Annotated in this window: 20 protein-coding genes; 11 read left to right on the top strand and 9 right to left on the bottom strand. The window is 42.1% G+C overall.

The features are described 5' to 3' along the window. Positions 1–20: 20 nt before the first annotated feature. The 3 genes from ACFEL9_RS22535 to ACFEL9_RS22525 all read right to left on the bottom strand — a co-directional run bounded on the left by ACFEL9_RS22535 (position 21) and on the right by ACFEL9_RS22525 (position 1802). Positions 21–509: a DUF2059 domain-containing protein gene (locus ACFEL9_RS22535; RefSeq protein ID WP_385894803.1), complete on the bottom strand. Its 489-nt coding sequence runs from the start codon at positions 507–509 to the stop codon at positions 21–23. Positions 510–840: 331 nt separating this feature from the next. After that, positions 841–1137: a hypothetical protein gene (locus ACFEL9_RS22530; RefSeq protein ID WP_385894801.1), complete on the bottom strand. Its 297-nt coding sequence runs from the start codon at positions 1135–1137 to the stop codon at positions 841–843. Positions 1138–1193: 56 nt separating this feature from the next. After that, complete coding sequence (locus tag ACFEL9_RS22525) at positions 1194–1802, bottom strand: hypothetical protein (RefSeq protein WP_385894799.1); 609 nt, start codon at positions 1800–1802, stop codon at positions 1194–1196. Positions 1803–1970: 168 nt separating this feature from the next. On the opposite strand from ACFEL9_RS22525, the gene ACFEL9_RS22520 reads away from it, so the two are divergent. Further along, positions 1971–2237: an alpha/beta fold hydrolase gene (locus ACFEL9_RS22520; protein WP_385894797.1), complete on the top strand. Its 267-nt coding sequence runs from the start codon at positions 1971–1973 to the stop codon at positions 2235–2237. 326 nt (positions 2238–2563) lie between these two features. Further along, positions 2564–2950, top strand: coding sequence for a DUF4383 domain-containing protein (locus ACFEL9_RS22515; RefSeq protein WP_385894795.1), 387 nt, complete (start codon positions 2564–2566; stop codon positions 2948–2950). A gap of 33 nt (positions 2951–2983) precedes the next feature. Here the strand turns inward: ACFEL9_RS22515 and ACFEL9_RS22510 are convergent, their stop codons facing one another. Then, a complete protein-coding gene (locus tag ACFEL9_RS22510; RefSeq protein ID WP_385894793.1) occupies positions 2984–3202 on the bottom strand; it encodes a hypothetical protein in 219 nt (72 codons plus the stop codon). Positions 3203–3267: 65 nt separating this feature from the next. Here ACFEL9_RS22510 and ACFEL9_RS22505 point away from each other — a divergent pair, with 65 nt between their 5' ends. Continuing rightward, positions 3268–4125, top strand: a complete 858-nt coding sequence (locus tag ACFEL9_RS22505; protein ID WP_385894792.1) for an NmrA/HSCARG family protein — start codon at positions 3268–3270, stop codon at positions 4123–4125. Here ACFEL9_RS22505 and ACFEL9_RS22500 read toward each other — a convergent pair. Beyond that, positions 4118–5179: an LLM class flavin-dependent oxidoreductase gene (locus ACFEL9_RS22500; protein ID WP_385894790.1), complete on the bottom strand. Its 1062-nt coding sequence runs from the start codon at positions 5177–5179 to the stop codon at positions 4118–4120. The two genes, ACFEL9_RS22505 and ACFEL9_RS22500, sit on opposite strands and share 8 nt — an antisense overlap. 137 nt (positions 5180–5316) lie before the next feature. Beyond that, complete coding sequence (locus tag ACFEL9_RS22495; protein ID WP_385894788.1) at positions 5317–6009, bottom strand: molybdopterin-dependent oxidoreductase; 693 nt, start codon at positions 6007–6009, stop codon at positions 5317–5319. 240 nt (positions 6010–6249) lie between these two features. Here ACFEL9_RS22495 and ACFEL9_RS22490 point away from each other — a divergent pair, with 240 nt between their 5' ends. Both ACFEL9_RS22490 and ACFEL9_RS22485 read left to right on the top strand, forming a co-directional pair. Continuing rightward, the gene (locus ACFEL9_RS22490; protein ID WP_385894786.1) at positions 6250–7095 is read left to right on the top strand and encodes an oxidoreductase; all 846 of its coding nucleotides are present in this window, start codon (positions 6250–6252) and stop codon (positions 7093–7095) included. A gap of 33 nt (positions 7096–7128) precedes the next feature. Next, positions 7129–7845: an EcsC family protein gene (locus ACFEL9_RS22485; RefSeq protein ID WP_385894784.1), complete on the top strand. Its 717-nt coding sequence runs from the start codon at positions 7129–7131 to the stop codon at positions 7843–7845. Between the two features lie 340 nt (positions 7846–8185). Here ACFEL9_RS22485 and ACFEL9_RS22480 read toward each other — a convergent pair whose 3' ends face one another. Beyond that, positions 8186–8431 carry a hypothetical protein gene (locus ACFEL9_RS22480; RefSeq protein ID WP_385894782.1) on the bottom strand — a complete coding sequence of 82 codons (246 nt, stop codon included), beginning with the start codon at positions 8429–8431 and terminating at the stop codon, positions 8186–8188. A gap of 96 nt (positions 8432–8527) precedes the next feature. Here ACFEL9_RS22480 and ACFEL9_RS22475 point away from each other — a divergent pair, with 96 nt between their 5' ends. The 6 genes from ACFEL9_RS22475 (at position 8528) to ACFEL9_RS22450 (ending at position 15902) form a co-directional block, all read left to right on the top strand. Next, positions 8528–9598, top strand: coding sequence for a winged helix DNA-binding domain-containing protein (locus ACFEL9_RS22475; RefSeq protein ID WP_385894780.1), 1071 nt, complete (start codon positions 8528–8530; stop codon positions 9596–9598). A gap of 18 nt (positions 9599–9616) precedes the next feature. Next, a complete protein-coding gene (locus ACFEL9_RS22470; RefSeq protein ID WP_385894778.1) occupies positions 9617–10540 on the top strand; it encodes a restriction endonuclease in 924 nt (307 codons plus the stop codon). Positions 10541–10637: 97 nt separating this feature from the next. Beyond that, complete coding sequence (ku, locus tag ACFEL9_RS22465; protein ID WP_276502081.1) at positions 10638–11414, top strand: non-homologous end joining protein Ku; 777 nt, start codon at positions 10638–10640, stop codon at positions 11412–11414. Continuing rightward, positions 11411–13867, top strand: a complete 2457-nt coding sequence (ligD, locus tag ACFEL9_RS22460; RefSeq protein ID WP_385894776.1) for a DNA ligase D — start codon at positions 11411–11413, stop codon at positions 13865–13867. Before ku ends, ligD begins: the two co-directional genes overlap by 4 nt. A gap of 172 nt (positions 13868–14039) precedes the next feature. Continuing rightward, positions 14040–15020, top strand: a complete 981-nt coding sequence (locus ACFEL9_RS22455) for a Gfo/Idh/MocA family protein (RefSeq protein ID WP_385894774.1) — start codon at positions 14040–14042, stop codon at positions 15018–15020. A 24-nt stretch (positions 15021–15044) separates the two neighbouring features. Beyond that, positions 15045–15902 (top strand): cyanophycinase, encoded by an 858-nt coding sequence (locus ACFEL9_RS22450; RefSeq protein WP_385894772.1) that lies wholly within the window; start codon positions 15045–15047, stop codon positions 15900–15902. Positions 15903–15991: 89 nt separating this feature from the next. Here the strand turns inward: ACFEL9_RS22450 and ACFEL9_RS22445 are convergent, their stop codons facing one another. Both ACFEL9_RS22445 and ACFEL9_RS22440 read right to left on the bottom strand, forming a co-directional pair. Beyond that, entirely contained in the window at positions 15992–16918 is a 927-nt protein-coding gene (locus ACFEL9_RS22445) for an NmrA/HSCARG family protein (protein WP_385894770.1), read from the bottom strand. Between the two features lie 35 nt (positions 16919–16953). Then, positions 16954–17547 carry a c-type cytochrome gene (locus tag ACFEL9_RS22440; protein WP_385894768.1) on the bottom strand — a complete coding sequence of 198 codons (594 nt, stop codon included), beginning with the start codon at positions 17545–17547 and terminating at the stop codon, positions 16954–16956. Between the last annotated feature and the right edge of the window lie 82 nt (positions 17548–17629).

The following is a 17629-nucleotide window of genomic DNA, read 5'->3' as shown; positions in this document are numbered from 1 at the left end:
AATCTGCCGCGCATTAGTGGTTATTTTTGCATTGAAGCTTCCTTAACAATTTGATCAAAACCTTTCATGATTTCTTCTTGCAGAGCAGGCGTATATTTTGCAGACATAGCGGCCATAATGTCTTTCTGGATATCGGGAATGGTCTGTATCATCTTTTGGCCGGATTTGGTTTTATAAAAACTAATGTAGTCATCGATTTCCTGCTGTGTAAAGTATTTATCATAGATCTCCACCATATCCTCATTGAGCAGCTTCATGGCTATTTTTTTGGAAGACTCCATGCTTTTTTTAAATACGGCGGCCATTTCGCCTTGAATGGCTGTATCTCCTTTGAATTGCGCAGTCATGCTGGTAACGATAGATGAAGTTATTGCATCAAAGCTTTTATGCATCAGCGAATCCTGCTGCATCAATTCAAATAATGTTTTAATCGATTCCTTTTTGCTTTGTGCATGGCTGCAAAAGCAGACAGAGATAAATAATACAAGTGCGGCGAAAATTTTGTTCATAAGCTAATTGATTTTGGCAGGTTATACACCCGGGCATAAATGTATATCAGAGGTGCCGGTTTTTCAAGTAACTCACGCCTGTTTTTGGTGTTATTATTATTATTTATCATTTCCCTGCTGTAAAAAAGGAATTCTGCCCAGGCAAAGCAACTACCTATAGGGTTCTCCATCTGCCCCCGTTCACTTGCTCAATCAAAGAAAGGGTGGTGAAGCGGAGTTGTGCCGAACTTAATTTCACAGATGGCTGCAAAAATCGTCCGTGCAGGTGGAATTCCTGGGATGTATCAGGGTAATATGCGGTTGCTGTTGAGAATGAGATATCAAATGCGTTTCACGCAGACGCAATGTTCCAGGTTTTATTGTTTTCCGTTAAAACCCGGATGCTTTTCCCGGTATACACGCCGCCAGCCTGCCTCATTAACGTATCGGTCTTTCGGATAGAGTAACCTGAACCTGCTTTGTCTAAATAACCTCCCATGTGGTAAACTATGCCATTAGCATTGTCTGGTTCGACATAGTATAAATGTGTTTTACTATTGGTTTGGAAGAAAGCTCTTTCGCTATTCTGTTGGGCCGAAACAGTTGAGAGGTTGAATAAGAGAATTGTTACCGCTAACAGATGTTTCATAGTTAAGCTGCGTAGTTTACTTGCTTTTTACTAATCATCACCATTGTACCAAGCTGTTAGTCCGCGTTATTTAAAATGGTTAACATTTTCCTGAGCTGTGTCTCTCGTTTAACTTTATATGTTTTGCCCCAACGCACTAACAGTTCCGGAATAAGCTCCCGCTTAATTGCGGTCTTCGCAGTTTCTTTGAAGTCTTTGTCAATCGTCCCTTCCAAGTACAATTGGCCGAACGCAATAGCAACTATTGAAGCGTCAATGCCCGACATATAACGATTCCCTAATTCGCTCTGTGCTAAGTAAGGTTTTAACTTTTCCAGGTTTGTCTCGTTGATGTCAAAAGTTGGATAGCCCCAATCCTTAATTTGTTGCACTAAAAAGTCTTTTGGATTGTCACTCTTGTGTTCCTTTCTCCAATCCTTAAAACCTGCATATGTATCCGCGCCATCGTCACTACCAAAAGGTGCTGTTTCTTCAATAGGGCTGAAATAAAACTCTTCACTCATCAATTGTTTTGCGTTTGGATGCGCTTTTTCAACGGTTGGTAAATAGTCTGACATAGTTGTGTCAACAGTAGCATTACTGAATAATTCTTTATGCGCTCTTTCCTGGGTTTGGCCGAACGCGGTCATTGAGACCAGTAAAAATGCAATGAGTTGAAACTTCATGAAGTGATGTATAATTGGTGTGTTACCGAAAATACGAACCAATTTATTTACCTGGTCAAAAAAAAAGCTGCTTACAAAGATTGTCGCAACCAGCCCTTCACTTTGTCCTTATTGCACCCCAAAAGTTATATAGGGTGTATTGATATTTGTTCTATCAAATCAATTATTATGGCAACCGCATTCAATCGTAACAATATTGTAAAATCTTTTTGGGTGCTGCTGATCAGTACCATGCTGTCATCGCCTTCTTTTAGCCAGGCCCTGCAAAGCCCTCTCAAACCCACCGCTACCGGCTATGCGCCGGTAAATGGACTAAAGCTGTTTTACGAAACCTATGGATCGGGTAACCCGCTGTTGTTGATACACGGCAGCCTTCATGAACATCAATACCGCTTTTGCCAGCTCATCCCACGCTGGCAAAGACAAGAAAGGTGATTGATGTAGAATTGCAGGAGCATGGCCGCAGGGCCGAAATAAAGAAATAAACAAAGGCGACGTTCACTGGGAAAATCCAAAGGACACTAAGGCTTAAGCAAAACTGAGCCTTGTGTCCTTTATGCTTCGAAGTGTTACTATTAAAGTACATTAACCTTTTTCGGCAGGTAATATTTATTTTGCTTGTCCTCGTTTTGGGTGACGAATAACGGCTTCGGGTAAATGTCATCATTGCCGGCTCTATGGCATATTTTATGTAGCGCTTATGTTTTAGTCTGTACCGAAAGTCCTATCCTTTATTACAATCACGGATAAAAACTTTTTGTATGACAGCTAAAAATGCCGCACTTGTTATCGGTATCATCTTTATTGCAGTAGGATTATTAGGCTTTGTTAGCAATCCCATTATTGGTGACTCCGGCGATGCCATTTTTCATGCCGACACGGTGCATAATATGGTGCACATCATCAGTGGTGCTTTATTTGTATTGGTGGCGATGGCTGCCCCCGCTTTTTCAGGTACGTTTCTTATCGTGTTTGGGATCGTGTACCTGGTTATCGGGTTGATCGGATTTGCCAATTTTGGGGGCCAGGGCATGGGCAAAGTCTTAGGCTTCCTGCATGTGAATGGTGCTGACAATTATCTGCACATTGCGCTTGGTATAGTAATCCTATTACTGGGATTGAGCACCCGGAAAAGAGTGGTTGCCTGATCAACGTGCACAACGCAACAATAATTTTTTTTGCTATTTCTTCTTTCCCAGCCATAGCAGGGCATCAATGATCAACCGGTTTTGCGTTTCATTGGCAAACCGGAATGATAATTCTTTTTGAGTCCTGTTTTCATAGTCAATAGCATTATGTCCCATATTGATGTATTGCTTGCGATAGCCAGGTAAAAGAGAGGGTGCACTCCAACTGCGACGAAAAGAAATGTGGGGAAAATTGTTCCCGTGCAAAAACATGCGAAAGCCTTGCAGGATTATTTTTTAATTTTAAAACTATGTTTCGCCAGCTTTAATTAAAAAACATGGATACGGGTAAAACAATTTTTGTAACAGGTGCAACAGGAAAACAGGGGGGAGCCGCAATAAGACATTTGCTGCAACGCGGTTTTGCTATCAAAGCATTTACCCGGAATAAAGAAAGTAAAGCTGCTCAATTACTCCGTCAACCGAATGTTGAAATTATAGAAGGTAATTTGAATGAACCTTCTACCTATACTGGTCACCTGGATAATATCCATGGCATTTTTGCTGTTCTTGATTTTAAACAGGGAGCCAAAAAAGAAACGGAACAGGGATTTGATCTTATCACAGCCGCGAAAGAAAAAAGCATTGCTCATTTCCTTTATTCTTCCGTGATTGGCGCCGATGCTAACACCGGCATTCCACATTGGGAAAGCAAAAACAAGATTGAAATTTTATTGAAGCAAAGTGGCGTACATCATACTGTCATCCGTCCTTGTTACTTTATGGAAAACTTTTTACTGCCACAGGTAAAGAGCCGGTTGTTAAAAGGAAAATTAGTAACACCATTACATAAGAAAAAAATACAACAATACATCAGCACCGAAGATGTGGGTCGCATTGCGGCAATCATCTTTTCCGATCCGCAAAGCTATATGGGCAAAACGATCACTCTTGCTTCCGAACAAATGGATGGAGAACAGCTGGCAGAGCATTTTTCAAAAGTTTGGAACCGACCGGTAAAATATCAACAATTGCCCGGCATCATCACACGATTGGTAATGGGAAAAGATCTTTATACCATGTTTAACTGGATCAACCAGCATGATGCCATTTTTGTAAAAGACCTGGAAGCCTTCAAAAAGGAATTTCCCGGTATGCTTTCGCTGGATGAATGGATCAAACAAAAGTTTACTTAACGGTAGCTGTTGCTGCGGTTCGCTGCTTTACATGCTTTCTTACTTCCGGCGCCACTTTGGTTCCGAGCAATTCAATCGAGTGCATCATTTTACTGTGTGGAATGCTACCTACACTCATTTGCGCAAGAAAACGGGTATTGCCAAACAATTCATATTCGTACAAAATTTTATCGATCACCTGTTGCGGACTGCCAACCAGCAATGAACCTTCATTCGATCGCATCATTTCATATTGCTGGCGGTTCATCGGGTTCCAGCCACGTTCTCTTCCCAGTCTCGTCATCACATCGGCGTAAGAAGGATAAAAGTCATCAGCGGCCTGTTGCGAAGTATCCGCGATAAATACATGTGAGTTGATGCCCAACTGCAATGTCTCCGCCGCATGTCCTGCTTTCACCGCACTCTCACGATAGAGTTTTGTCAACGGCGCAAAACGTGCCGGCATACCACCAATGATTGCCAGCGCCATGGGTAATCCATATTGCGCAGCCCTCACCACTGATTCGGGTGTACCGCCGATAGCTACCCAAATTGGTAATTTGTTTTGATAGGGACGGGGATACACACCGCGGTTTTGAATAGCGGGACGATGATTTCCTTTCCAGTTTATCTTTTCTGATTCATTCAACTTAACCAACAGGTCAAGTTTTTCTGAAAACAATTCATCATAATCTTCGAGGTCATAACCAAATAACGGAAAGGATTCAATAAACGAACCACGGCCAGCCATGATCTCGGCCCTGCCTTTAGACAAAAGATCGATGGTAGCAAAATCCTGGAACACTCTCACTGGGTCATCGGAACTCAGTACAGTAACAGCGCTGGACAGTTTTATCTTTTTTGTTTTAACTGCCGCGGCGCCAAGGATCACAGCGGGGGAGGAAATGGCATAATCGGGACGATGATGTTCACCTACTGCAAATACATCGAGACCCACCTGTTCAGCTAATTCAATTTCTTCCATCAGGTTGCTGATTCGCTGATAGGCGGAGATGGTTTTGCCTGTGCTGGTATCAGCCGTCATTTCCGCAAACGTATAAATGCCTATTTCCATGAGTGTCCTTTTTATTTCAAGTATAACAAGAACCAGTTGCTGTTTGTTAAGAATTGTACCAAAAAAAGTACTCCAAGTATAATAGGGCTGCCCTTAAAACAAAAAGGCTGAGTTTATTAAAGTGTGGCGCAGGCCGATTAACTGTAACGATCATTCCGCCATGGATAAGCCGTATTGGAATAACCACGTTCTTCCCAGAATCCCAGCTTGTTCTTTTTCAAAAATTCAATCCGGTTGATCCATTTGGAGCCTTTCCAGGCATATAATTGTGGAGTAATCATTCGCACCGGACCGCCGTGTTCTCGTGGCAATGGTTTTCCTTCAAACATGTGAACCAATAACACATCCGGCTTCAGTGCTTCTTCCAGCGAAATATTGGTGGTATAATCATCATACCCGTAACATAAAATATGCGTTGCTGTCTCTTTGGGTTGAGCCAACGCAGCCAGGTCCAGTAGCCGAACGCCTTTCCAATTCATATTTAGTTTTGACCAGGTAGTGACACAATGAAAATCGGAAATATCTTCTGTTTGCGGTAATGCCATGAATTGTTTCCAATTTAGGGTAACAGGGTTCTCCACTTCGCCATCTAATACCAGCTTCCATTCATTCAGCGGGATATCCGGCTGCAAGCCCAAATCCAGCACCGGCCATTTTTGTGTAACGACCTGCCCAATGGGAACCATTGGCATCCCGTGACGATTCGGATTGCCTTTGCCCATTGGCCTGTCATCTGCTACAGAAGGCGTCTGTTTAATCTTTTCCTCAAACCTTGCTTTCAGTTTCATCCTGGCTTCTACGACCCGGTCGAGTTTGTCTGATTGTTCCATATTACCAAATTAGAATAAAATCCAGCGTTGGAGTTATAAAATTGCTGTGCAAAATTATCGATATGGTGCCTTTGAACTGTCGTCTTCCTAACAATTGAACCAAATGAACCACATAGGCAGATAGATTCTTAGGTGTTCACATAGTTTGTATTCATTCATCAGGCAAATTTTTATTTCTCAAAACAAACAATCAACCTGTTTGTTGAAAAAGATACTAATGCACACACTAAAAAGACTAACATGAATAAAGTATGGTTTATAACCGGCTGTTCTACGGGCTTTGGCCGTGAACTGGCCAAACTGGTATTAGCTTCAGGCTATAAAGCAGCAGTAACTTCCCGTAATCCCGACGATGTAAAAGACATTGTAACCCAATATCCGGATACTTCCATGGCAATACAACTGGATGTAACAAAACCTGCAGAGATCAAAAATGCAGTGAAGCAAGCGAGGGAAAAATTTGAACACATTAATGTATTGGTCAATAATGCAGGCATCGGTTATTTTGGCGCCATTGAAGAAAGCGAGGACGAAGAAGTGCGTCGCATGTTTGAAATAAATTTTTGGGGACTGGCCAATGTTACCAAAGAAGTCCTGCCAATCATGCGCAAACAACGCAGCGGGCATATTATCAATATTTCTTCTATAGGAGGATTAGCTGCTTTTCCCGGAGTTGGCTTTTACAACGCTACTAAATTTGCGGTGACAGGGTATTCGGAAGCACTCGCAAAAGAAACAGCACATTTAGGTATTAAAGTAACCGTGATTGCCCCCAGTGGCTTCCGCACCGATTGGGCGGGTCGCTCGGCCAATGATTCAAAAATTGTTATAGAAGATTATGCTTCTTCGGCGCATGCCAACCAAAATACCATTCGTGGATATAGCGGTAATCAGCCCGGTGATCCGGTACGGGCAGCTGAAGCTATTGTAAAAGTGGTGGAAGCTGCAGAGCCGCCGGTCAGGTTATTATTAGGTGTAGGCGCACTAAGAGGTGCACGCAACAAAATAAAAGAAATGCAAAAAGATTTTGATGCATGGGAGGAAATAACTGTTGGAGCCGATCAACCCAAACAAGAGATAAAATGATTTGGTCGCAGCAAGTTAATTAACTTGCCTATCATGGATGCATACCAGTTACAGGCAAAAAAAGAATTAAAAGGATGGCAGAAACAGATGCTGCGGAGGCCATCTTTTTTTAATAAGCTTTCGAAGCGAACGCAGGATAAAATAAATTCCTGGATACCCGAGAAAGTACACAATGCCGTCACAGTCGCCATCAAACAAATGATCCGTGGCGTATTATTTGGCGCAAAGTACACTACGGCTGATCCTATCATCAATGCCAGCCTGGAAGTACGTGAAGCGAGAGTCGAAGAGAAAATAAAATTTTATAAGACAACCGCAGCAGTGGAAGGTGGTATTACCGGGGCGGGTGGTATTTTATTAGGACTCGCTGATTTCCCGTTACTGATCGCTATCAAAATAAAATTCCTGTTTGACGTGGCAGCTGCTTACGGATTTGATACTCATGATTACAAGGAACGGGTTTACCTGCTGCATATTTTCGAACTGGCATTCTCCAGCCATGAACATCGCAAGCAGATCTATTTAAAAATGGAAAACTGGGATCAGAAAAGTAAAGAATTGCCGGCCGATATTCACCAGTTTGACTGGCGCAATTTTCAACAGCAATACCGCGATTATATTGACCTGGCCAAGATGGCACAATTGGTTCCTGTGATAGGTGCACCCGTGGGTGTGTTGGTTAACTACCGGTTGATCCGAAAACTGGGTAAGACAGCGATGAATGCTTACAGGATGCGGCTACTTGATTAACGAAATGAGGTAAAGCGAAAAGTATATTGTTTTAGCCAGATAGGCTTAATTGACTATTTCTAATAGGGATTTTTTGCAGGATTTATTCTTGTATCATACAAATTAAGGATAATGACGGTATCTCCCTTTATTTTATAGTACATCCTGTTATGTTTTGTAATCAGCATACCTCTTATATCTTTAATTTTTTTTGAAGGTGCCCCAATATAAGGCTGTTTTGAAAGCAAATCAAAGCGCCTGTCAATTTTGATGAGAAAATCAACCGCAATTTTGTGTGACTATTCTTTTTCGAGGTAGGCGAGAACTTTCTGTACTTTATTGGTAAATCGCTTCTTAACAATTATTTGGTACGCCATTGTGATGTGGCCTGTTTAAATTCCTCCTGGGTCATTGTATCTTTCTGTTCATCTTCTTTTGATAAAGCCTTCAATTCTTTCAATTGCTCTTCGGTCAGGTTGTCTGTAATGTCAGCATCTTTTATCGTTCCATAAAATACCAGGTCTTCTTTCAGGAGTGAAAGTATTTCTTCATCATTGGAACTTTGGATATAAGAGACCAGTTCTTTTTTAAGCTCATTCAGCGACATAAAAGCGATTTTTCCAAATTTACAAAAATATATTGGCAAGGATAAATGTTGACTTATCCCGTTGGCAAAATGTTTCTACATTTGATTTTAACCATTATGAACACAACTGATATCCTCCGCTTCCGGTTGTTCAATCAACAAATAGCAAAACCCGTTTTTAACAAGCCGGCTGAAGTCGTCAGTTGGTTGGTGGCCATGCAGGCACAGGAATATGCAATGGCCAAATGGGCGATTGGTTTACGGTTACCGCAGGCAACCGACAGCATGATTGAAACAGCTTTTGCCAAAGGCGATATTCTACGAACTCACCTGATGCGGCCTACCTGGCATTTTGTAACGCCAAAAGACATACGCTGGTTGTTGCAGTTAACCGCTCCACGGGTTGAAGCAATCAACGCTTATACTTATCGTGAACAAAACCTGGATAGCAAAATATTCAAACGCAGCAATGATATTATTGCCAAAGCACTGGAAGGTGGCAACCACCTGATGCGAACAGAATTACAGGCCATACTAAAACAAAAAAAGATCATCGCAGATGGTGTACGTTTATCCTGCCTGATGATGAAGGCAGAACTGGAAGGCATTATTTGCAGTGGCGCAAGACGAGGCAACCAGCATACTTATGCGTTGCTGGACGAAAGGGCAAAGCCAGTGAAAGCCCTCACCAAAAAGGAAGCCTTATTTCAATTTGCTCAACGTTATTTCACCACCCGTGGGCCTGCCACCGTAAAAGATTTTGCAAGCTGGTCGGGTTTATCCATTACCGAAGCAAAAGAAGGAGCAGGAATGCTGCCGAAAAAGTTTATCCGTGAAAAAATAAATGAACAGGAATACATTTTCCTGCCGGCTATTACCGATGCAGGCAACATACAATCCAGTTTTCTTATGCCGGATTATGACGAGTATGGCATGAGTTATAAAGACCGAAGTGCTTTGTTTAATGGATCAGTTGATCTTTCTTTATTTAAAAATGGAAATCCTTTTTTCAATCGGATGATTATTTTGGATGGAAGGATAGAAGGAACCTGGAAAAGAACGTTTAAGAATAATAAAGTAGTTGTTGAAACAGTTCCGTTCAAATCACTGAATAAAACCAAGCAACAGGCATTGAATGAGGCGATAAAAAAATATAGTGAGTTTGTAGGAAAGGTCTCCCATTTCTAGTATTATTTCAAATTATTTTTGAAAATTGCTAAGGTTAATCTTAAAGCTAAATTTTCTATGTCAAATTCGAAGAAAAAGTCTGGAAAAGCAGAGTTTACAAATTGGTTTGGTCCATTACTAGATGCTTTGCGAGCACTCGGTGGGTCGGGGCGTCCAAAAGAAGTTGTGGCTCAAATAGCAAAGGATCTTAGCATACCTGATAAACAATTGGAGGAAACAATGAAATCTGGCATCCCTAGATTTCAAAATCAAGTAGCATGGGCTCGACAATATTTAGTATGGGAAGGGTTGTTGGATGATTCTAAAAGAGGGGTATGGACCTTGACTACTCTGGGACGAAACACCATGTTAACAAAAGAGCAGGGCTATCAAATATTTCTTAAATGGGTTGATATTCATCAGAAGGCGCGCAAAGACAAAACATCGAAGGATATTGTACAAGAACAAGAACAAGAAGAACCAGAAAATATAGAACATACCATTGCCCCCAACCTACTTGAAGTCTTGCAGAGTGTTAGTCCAAAAGGCTTTGAAGATATTTGTAAAAGATTATTGCGAGAACACGGTTTTGAAGATGTAGTAGTAACCGGGAAATCGCATGATGGAGGCTTAGATGGGTATGGAACATTAGAATTAAATCCATTTGTAAGTATCAAAGTTTTATTTCAAAGTAAGCGATATAAGGGCACGGTTTCTCGGGCTCAAGTAGGAGATTTTAGAAATGCAATGCTTGGCCGTGCGGAAAAAGGTATTATTATAACCACTGGAACATTTTCCGAGGATGCTAAACGAGAAGCTTCAAGAGATGGAGCACCTCCAATTGAATTAATTGATGGCAAAAAACTCGTTGAGCTTTTTGAATCGGTGCAACTTGGAGTTAAGCCAAAAACAGTTTTTGAGGTTGATTTTGCATTTTTTGAACCGTATATAGAAAGAAAATAATTCGACACCTTACCTCCTGATCAAATAACCAGGATCGTTAAACTCGGACCTTCCCATTCTGGCACATTTTTTACCCCACTTTATAAAAAAGCATGCCATGAGAGCGATCTGGACGGGTTCCATCGGCTTTGGGCTGGTGAATATTCCCATAAAAATGTACAGTGCTGTGGAAGAAAGTACCCTAGATCTCGATATGCTGGACAAAAAGGATCATGCCAATATCAAATTTAAGCGGGTAAATGAAAATACCGGTAAGGAAGTGGCCTGGGAGAATATTGTACGGGGCTACCTGGTGAATGAAAAATATGTAGTGCTGGATAAAACTGATTTTGAAAAAGCCGCTCCTGAAAAAACAAAACACATCGAGATCACCCAGTTTGTCAACGAAAAAGAAATTGACAGCACTTATTTCGAAGTGCCCTATTTCCTGGAACCGGATAAAACAGGCACCCGGGCCTATGCCTTGCTCCGGGATGCCTTGCAAAAAAGCGGTAAAGCCGGTGTAGGTATGTTTGTGATGCACAACCGGGAGCATGTAGCCATTATCAAGGCAAAGGAAGATGTGATCATTTTGAACCGCATCCGTTTTGCACAGGAGATACGTTCACCAAAAGATTTGAATTTACCGACAGATAAAAGTAAACCCGCTGAATTAAAAATGGCGGTTGACCTGGTCAACCAGCTGACCAAAAAGTTTGATCCCAAATTGTACAAAGACGATTACACCGATAAATTGCTAAAGATTATCAAGGCCAAATCGAAGGGCAAATCAACCCCATTCAAACCGATGAAAGTGGTACATTCCACTACCAAAGACCTGATGGAACAATTGAAGGCCAGTCTATCTGCCGGAAAACGTAAAGCAGCATCATGAGCCTGGCTACCTACAATAAGAAAAGAGATTTTAAACGAACAGCGGAACCGGCGGGCAAAAAAGAAACCGCCAACAAGTTCCGCTTTGTTGTGCAGCGGCACCAGGCATCCCGCCTCCACTATGATTTCAGGCTGGAGCTCGGTGGTGTGTTGAAAAGCTGGGCCGTACCCAAAGGGCCGTCGCTGAATCCTTCACAAAAAAGATTAGCGGTAATGGTGGAAGATCACCCGGTCAGTTATATTGGATTTAAGGGCACTATTCCAAAAGGCAATTATGGTGCAGGCTCCGTGGCCATATGGGACAATGGCTATTTCCAGCCGGTGAATGAAAAGCATGAGGCCATTTCAGAACGACAAGCCCTGCAAGCTATCCGGAACGGTGAATTAAAATTTTTATTAAAAGGGAAAAAACTGAAAGGAGAGTTTGTATTGGTGCGTTTAAAAAATGATGAAAAAAACTGGCTGTTGATCAAACATAAAGATGAATATGCCGCAAATACGATCTACGATGCTGAAGAACCTGCCTACCGGACAGGCAGGCAAAACGGGAAAGCAGTACCCGAAAAAACAATTGCCTCCATCCGTCATGGAAAAGCTAAGAAGGTTAAAACTTTTATTAAACCCATGCTGGCTTCTATCACCAAAAACCCATTTGACGACGAAGATTGGCTATTTGAAATAAAATGGGATGGCTACCGGGCTATATCGGAAATAAAAAAAGATGGGATCCGATTTTATTCCCGCAACGGTATCGATTTCAGTGAACGGTTCCCCGCTATTTACCAGGCATTAAAAAAAATAAAGCATGAGGTGATATTGGACGGTGAAATTGTTTTATTAAATGAAAAAGACCTGCCTGATTTTCAGAAACTGCAACACTATGAAAACCATTTGAATTACCCCCTGATTTATTACGTGTTTGATGTGTTGGAACTGGAAGGAAAGAATACCGAAAAGCTGCCACTGACTGATCGTAAAAAACTGGCGAAACAATTATTAAAAAATAACAAGATCATCCGCTATTGCGATCATATCGAAAAAGACGGAATCGCTTTCTTGGAAAAAGCCAAAGAACAGGGCCTGGAAGGAATCATTGGCAAGAAAAAAGAAAGCACTTATGCGGAAGGTGTAAGAACGAAAGAATGGCTGAAGATAAAAAATGTGCAGAGCACGGAAGTAGTGATCGCAGGCTATACTGAACCAAAGGGTGGCCGCAGTCATTTTGGATCGTTGGTGCTGGCCAATAAAAAGGGAAACACATGGGAATACCGCGGGCATGTTGGCACAGGTTTCTCCCATGAGCTATTGGCGGAGCTGAAGAAAAAAATGAAGCCGCTTGAAACCAGTGAATCACCATTCAAAAGTGAAGTGCCGTTAAATGGTAAAGTAACCTGGTTAAAGCCAAAACTGGTAGCGGATATCGCTTATACCGAAATGACAAGAGATAAAATATTTCGTCACCCCGTATTTCTCCGTTTGCGGGATGAAAAGAAAACCAAAGATGTAAACGAAGAAGTAGTAGAAGAAATAACCGAAGTGAAAAGAAGTGAAGAAATGAAGGCAGGAAAACATACCGTTGCGATTACCAACCGGCACAAAATATTCTGGCCCGATGAAGGTTATACCAAGGGCGATGTAATCGATTATTACGATAAAATGGCGGATTATATTTTGCCGCATCTGAAAGACAGGCCGCTTTCATTGAAAAGAAATCCAAATGGCATCAGGGATGAAGGATTTTTTCATAAAGACGCCGGAGAAAAAGCGCCATCTTATGTTGATGTGTTCAAGGTAAAGAGTGACAGCAACAACAAAATCATCGATTATATTGTTTGTAACAACAGGGCTACTTTATTATACCTGGCTAATTTGGGTTGTATTGAAATAAATCCCTGGAACAGTACCACCCAAGCCCCGGACAAGCCAAGCTGGATGGTGATCGATATTGACCCGTCTGCCAAAGATAAATTTACGGATGTAGTAGATGTGGCGTTGGCTACCAAACAGGTACTGGATAAAGCCGGTGTGGATTGTCATTGTAAAACCTCCGGTTCATCGGGACTCCATGTATATGTACCGATGAAAAATAAATATGATTACAAGACAGTAAAAGATTTTGCCCATATAATTGCCTCGCTGGTGCAGGAGCAATTACCCAAAACAACTTCCCTGGAAAGATCATTAAGCAAACGGGGATCTAAAATATACGTCGACTACCTGCAGAATCGCAGTGGCCAGACATTAGCTTCTGTCTATAGCCTCCGGCCAAAAAAAGGGGCGACAGTTTCAACACCGCTTGATTGGAAGGAAGTGACACCCAAACTACATCCCTCACAATTCACGATTGAAAATATCCTCGAAAGAGTAGAAGAGAAAGGTGATCTCTTCAAGCCTGTGTTGACAGGTTTCACCAATATCGATAAGGCCCTAAAAAGTCTGAACCGGGATTTATAAGATTATGGAGATTTATTGGGATTAAGGAGACTTGATTTGATCTTTTAGTTTTATGAATATTACAGATTCCCTTATCTCATAAATCCCCAAAATCCTCCTCATCGTGGTTCAGACTTTGCGTTCCCTGCCTGGCAGCAGGCGAGTTTGCGTGAAACTTTTGTAATTTCCTCGCATGAAAAAAATTCGTTGGGGTATTATCGGTTGTGGCGATGTAACCGAAGTAAAAAGTGGCCCCGCTTTCAATAAAGTAGCCGATTCAGAATTGATAGCCGTCATGCGGAGAAATGCTGACAGGGCTGAAGATTATGCAAAGCGGCACCATGTTCCTAAGTGGTATAATGATGCGAATAAGCTGATCAATGATCCCGATATCAATGCCATTTATGTTGCTACTCCGCCGTCCACGCATGAAGAATATGCGATTGCAGCTTTGCGGGCAGGCAAACCGGTGTACCTGGAAAAGCCAATGACGATGAATGCCGCATCAGCCGAAAATATCGCCAGGACAATAAAAGAAACAAATGGAAAATTAGTTGTCGCACATTATCGCAGGGGACAACCGCTGTTTCAAAAAATAAAACAACTGATCGATGACAAGGCCATCGGTGAGACACGGCTTGCCCGTTTGTCATTGTATAAAAAATCGCTTTCGAGCCAGGATATGACTGTTGAAAAAACAGCGTGGCGAATTGATCCGGCTTTTGCAGGCGGTGGTTTATTTCATGACCTGGCGCCGCACCAGCTCGATTTGCTTTATTATTTTTTTGGAGCCATCAATAAAGCTACTGGTATAGCAAGCAACCAGGCCGGATCGTACGCGGCAGACGATATCGTAACGGGGACCATCTTATTTCAAAATGGTGTACACTTTAGTGGCACCTGGTGCTTCAACGTCTCAGCTGCTGATGAAAAAGATGAATGTGAAATTGTCGGTGAAAAAGGTTCTATCATTTTTAGTTTTTTTGAACAGCATCCCATTACAGTAATGGCCAACGGCTCGATCGATAAATATTCATTTGACCCGTTGCAGCATGTACAGCAGCCAATGATCGGGAATGTGGTGGATTATTTTTTGGATAGAGCGCCTAACCCCTGTTCTGCGGAAGAAGGAGTGGAGGTGATGAAGCTGATTGATAGTTTTACGGCAAAATAAAAATCTTTCAATCATACTCTCCTTATGATGACTTTAAGAAGAATATTGCTTTGCTGCCTCGTAGTTTATGGTGGCATGGCAGAAGCCCAAACCGCTTCCACATCTAACGGAAAGTTATTTATCATTGGTGGCGGAGACAGATCACCCGCATTGATGCGTTCCATGGTAACGACTGCGGGGCTGGCAAGCGACGACTATGTTGTTGTATTGCCGATGTCAAATGCCAGTCCTTATTCATCTTATTATTATTTCAAAGCAGACCTGGAGCTTGTTTGCAAAAATTCCATCGTTAATTTCAATTTTACTCCTGCCAACATTACTAACAGGAACAGGCTCGACTCGTTAGAGAAGGCCAAATTGATTTTTATTACGGGTGGTGACCAGGATCGTTTTATGAAAGCGGTACTAAATACACCCGTTTATACTGCTATTCATAAAGCCTATAAAAATGGAGCAACCATCGCCGGCACCAGCGCAGGGGCCGCGGTGATGAGTGAACATATGATTACCGGCAAAGAGTTGACCGATACAACTTACCACGCAACGTTTAGAAAAATAAAGAAAAATAATATCGAGTTTAAGCCGGGCCTTGCCTTGCTTACCACCGCGATTATTGATCAGCATTTTATTGTTCGCAGTCGTTATAACCGATTGTTATCCGCGTTGGCACAATATCCATCGCTTAGTTGCATCGGTATTGATGAAGCTACAGCAATCATTGTGCAGGGGAATAAAATTAAAGTGGCTGGCGAAAGCCAGGTTATTGTGATGAGAAAACCGGATGACTTGCAGGTAACAAAAGAAGGATTGATAAAATTAAAAGAGATGCAATTCAGTATTTATACCGCCGGTGACGAATTTGATATCAGTACCACCAAATAGTTTGCTCGGTCAACAATAATCGTAAACGATAAAAACAAAGCCTGTATCAATTTATACTTAGTAGAAAGATTGTACAGGCTTTTTACCGGCTAAACTGCGGCACGCATCTGTGCAGCAATATGAGATTCGAATTTCTCTTTATTTCTTTCCAGCCAGGTTTTAAATCGCTGCATAGATGGGTTCAACCCATAGCTTTCGATAAGATCAAGCTGGCGTTCCTTTATATAAAGCCGTTGCACTTCAAACATATTTGCCAACTCTTCGGCACCGGGGAAGCCAAAGCCGGCATAAATGTCACGAGGTATATGTTTGTAGTAAACTTTTCGTTGTAAGACTTGTGAGAAAATGGCAGCATACTCTTGGCAAGGCAGATCTTCACCTACTACCCCCACCACACGTCCTATATATTCCCGCGGGTGATTGAAAACAGGAGTAACAACGCCACCCATATCTTCAGCACCGACGATAGACAGTTTGGTATCTCCCTGCGGGAAGCCAAAGAAGAAATCACCATTCTCATCTTTTTGCAGAGGAAAAAAGTTTAAAAAGTTTTCATAATAGAAAGCAATGCGCATAAAAGTGGCAGGAATTTTCAGGCTCCGGGTATACTCTTCCAGCTCCGCTTTCAGATCGCAATGAGTAACGAAATATTTTCCACCACTTAACTGGTGATAATTGGCAAGAGTGCTAAAAACAAAATGTTTAACACCCGACTGATGAACAGCGTCCACCAAATTTTTGCCGTGACGAAACTCCTGTTCATAATGTTCCCAGAAACTGGTGACACCGAAAACGCCGTAGACTCCTTCCATAGCGTTTTTTAAGCTTTGGAGGTCGTCCATGTCACCTTCGGCTATTTCAGCTCCTGCCTGTAGCAATGCCTGTGCTTTGGATGATTGTGCATTGCGGGTCAGAATGCGGACGTTGAATTTTTTTTCGTGCAATAATGCTTTCGCAACACTGCCGCCCTGGGCGCCGGTGGCACCTGTTACGAGGATTGTTTTTTTCTGATTCATGGTTAAGGTTTTTTGATTAATGAGAATTAAAATGATTATTTGAAATCAGTCAATTTTTTGGGCGCAGGCACTATGTTTCTTACCGGCCTGGTTGATTTCAAAAAAGTATAAATAGCTTTTATATCAGCGTCATTTAAAATACTGAACTGTGGCCATGGCATGGGAGGTAATAAGTCACGGCTATTGTCCAATCCTTTGTATTTGCCTTTGGTGATAGCTTTTTTAAATTGCTCTTCTGTCCAATTACCGATACCTGTTTCGTCGCTGGTGAGATTACCGGCAAATGAAACGCCCCATGCGCCGGCGATAGAAGTGAAGTCTTCGTTGAACAGGGTCCAGCCTTTTTCTATTTGCGATACATCCAACGGGGGAAGTTTACCATCCTGCCGGGCTCCCGAAAGCCGAAGTTCGGGGATGATCTCCGGACCCTTTAGTCCCATTCGTTTCGGCGAATGACAATCATCACAGAGCATGGTGTAAACGAGATAAGAACCCCGTTTGACCAGGCTGTCTTTGCTTATGACAACCGGTTTTTCGATCTTGGTACCGGCAGCACCCGGCTGGCAGGCGATCAGTGTTGCAGTGGTTATGGCAGCCAGCGCAAGCACAATTAAAAATGACTTTTTCATAATGAATAATGTTTAAACTTTGAATTGGTTTGCAAGCTAACCCCGGCAGCTGCGGATAGCAATTGGAGGCGACATGAAATGT

Source organism: Terrimonas alba (assembly GCF_042434975.1).
Lineage (GTDB): Bacteria > Bacteroidota > Bacteroidia > Chitinophagales > Chitinophagaceae > Terrimonas_B > Terrimonas_B alba.
Note: the sequence above shows the minus strand (reverse complement) of the source record. Positions and strands in the feature narration are given on the sequence as shown.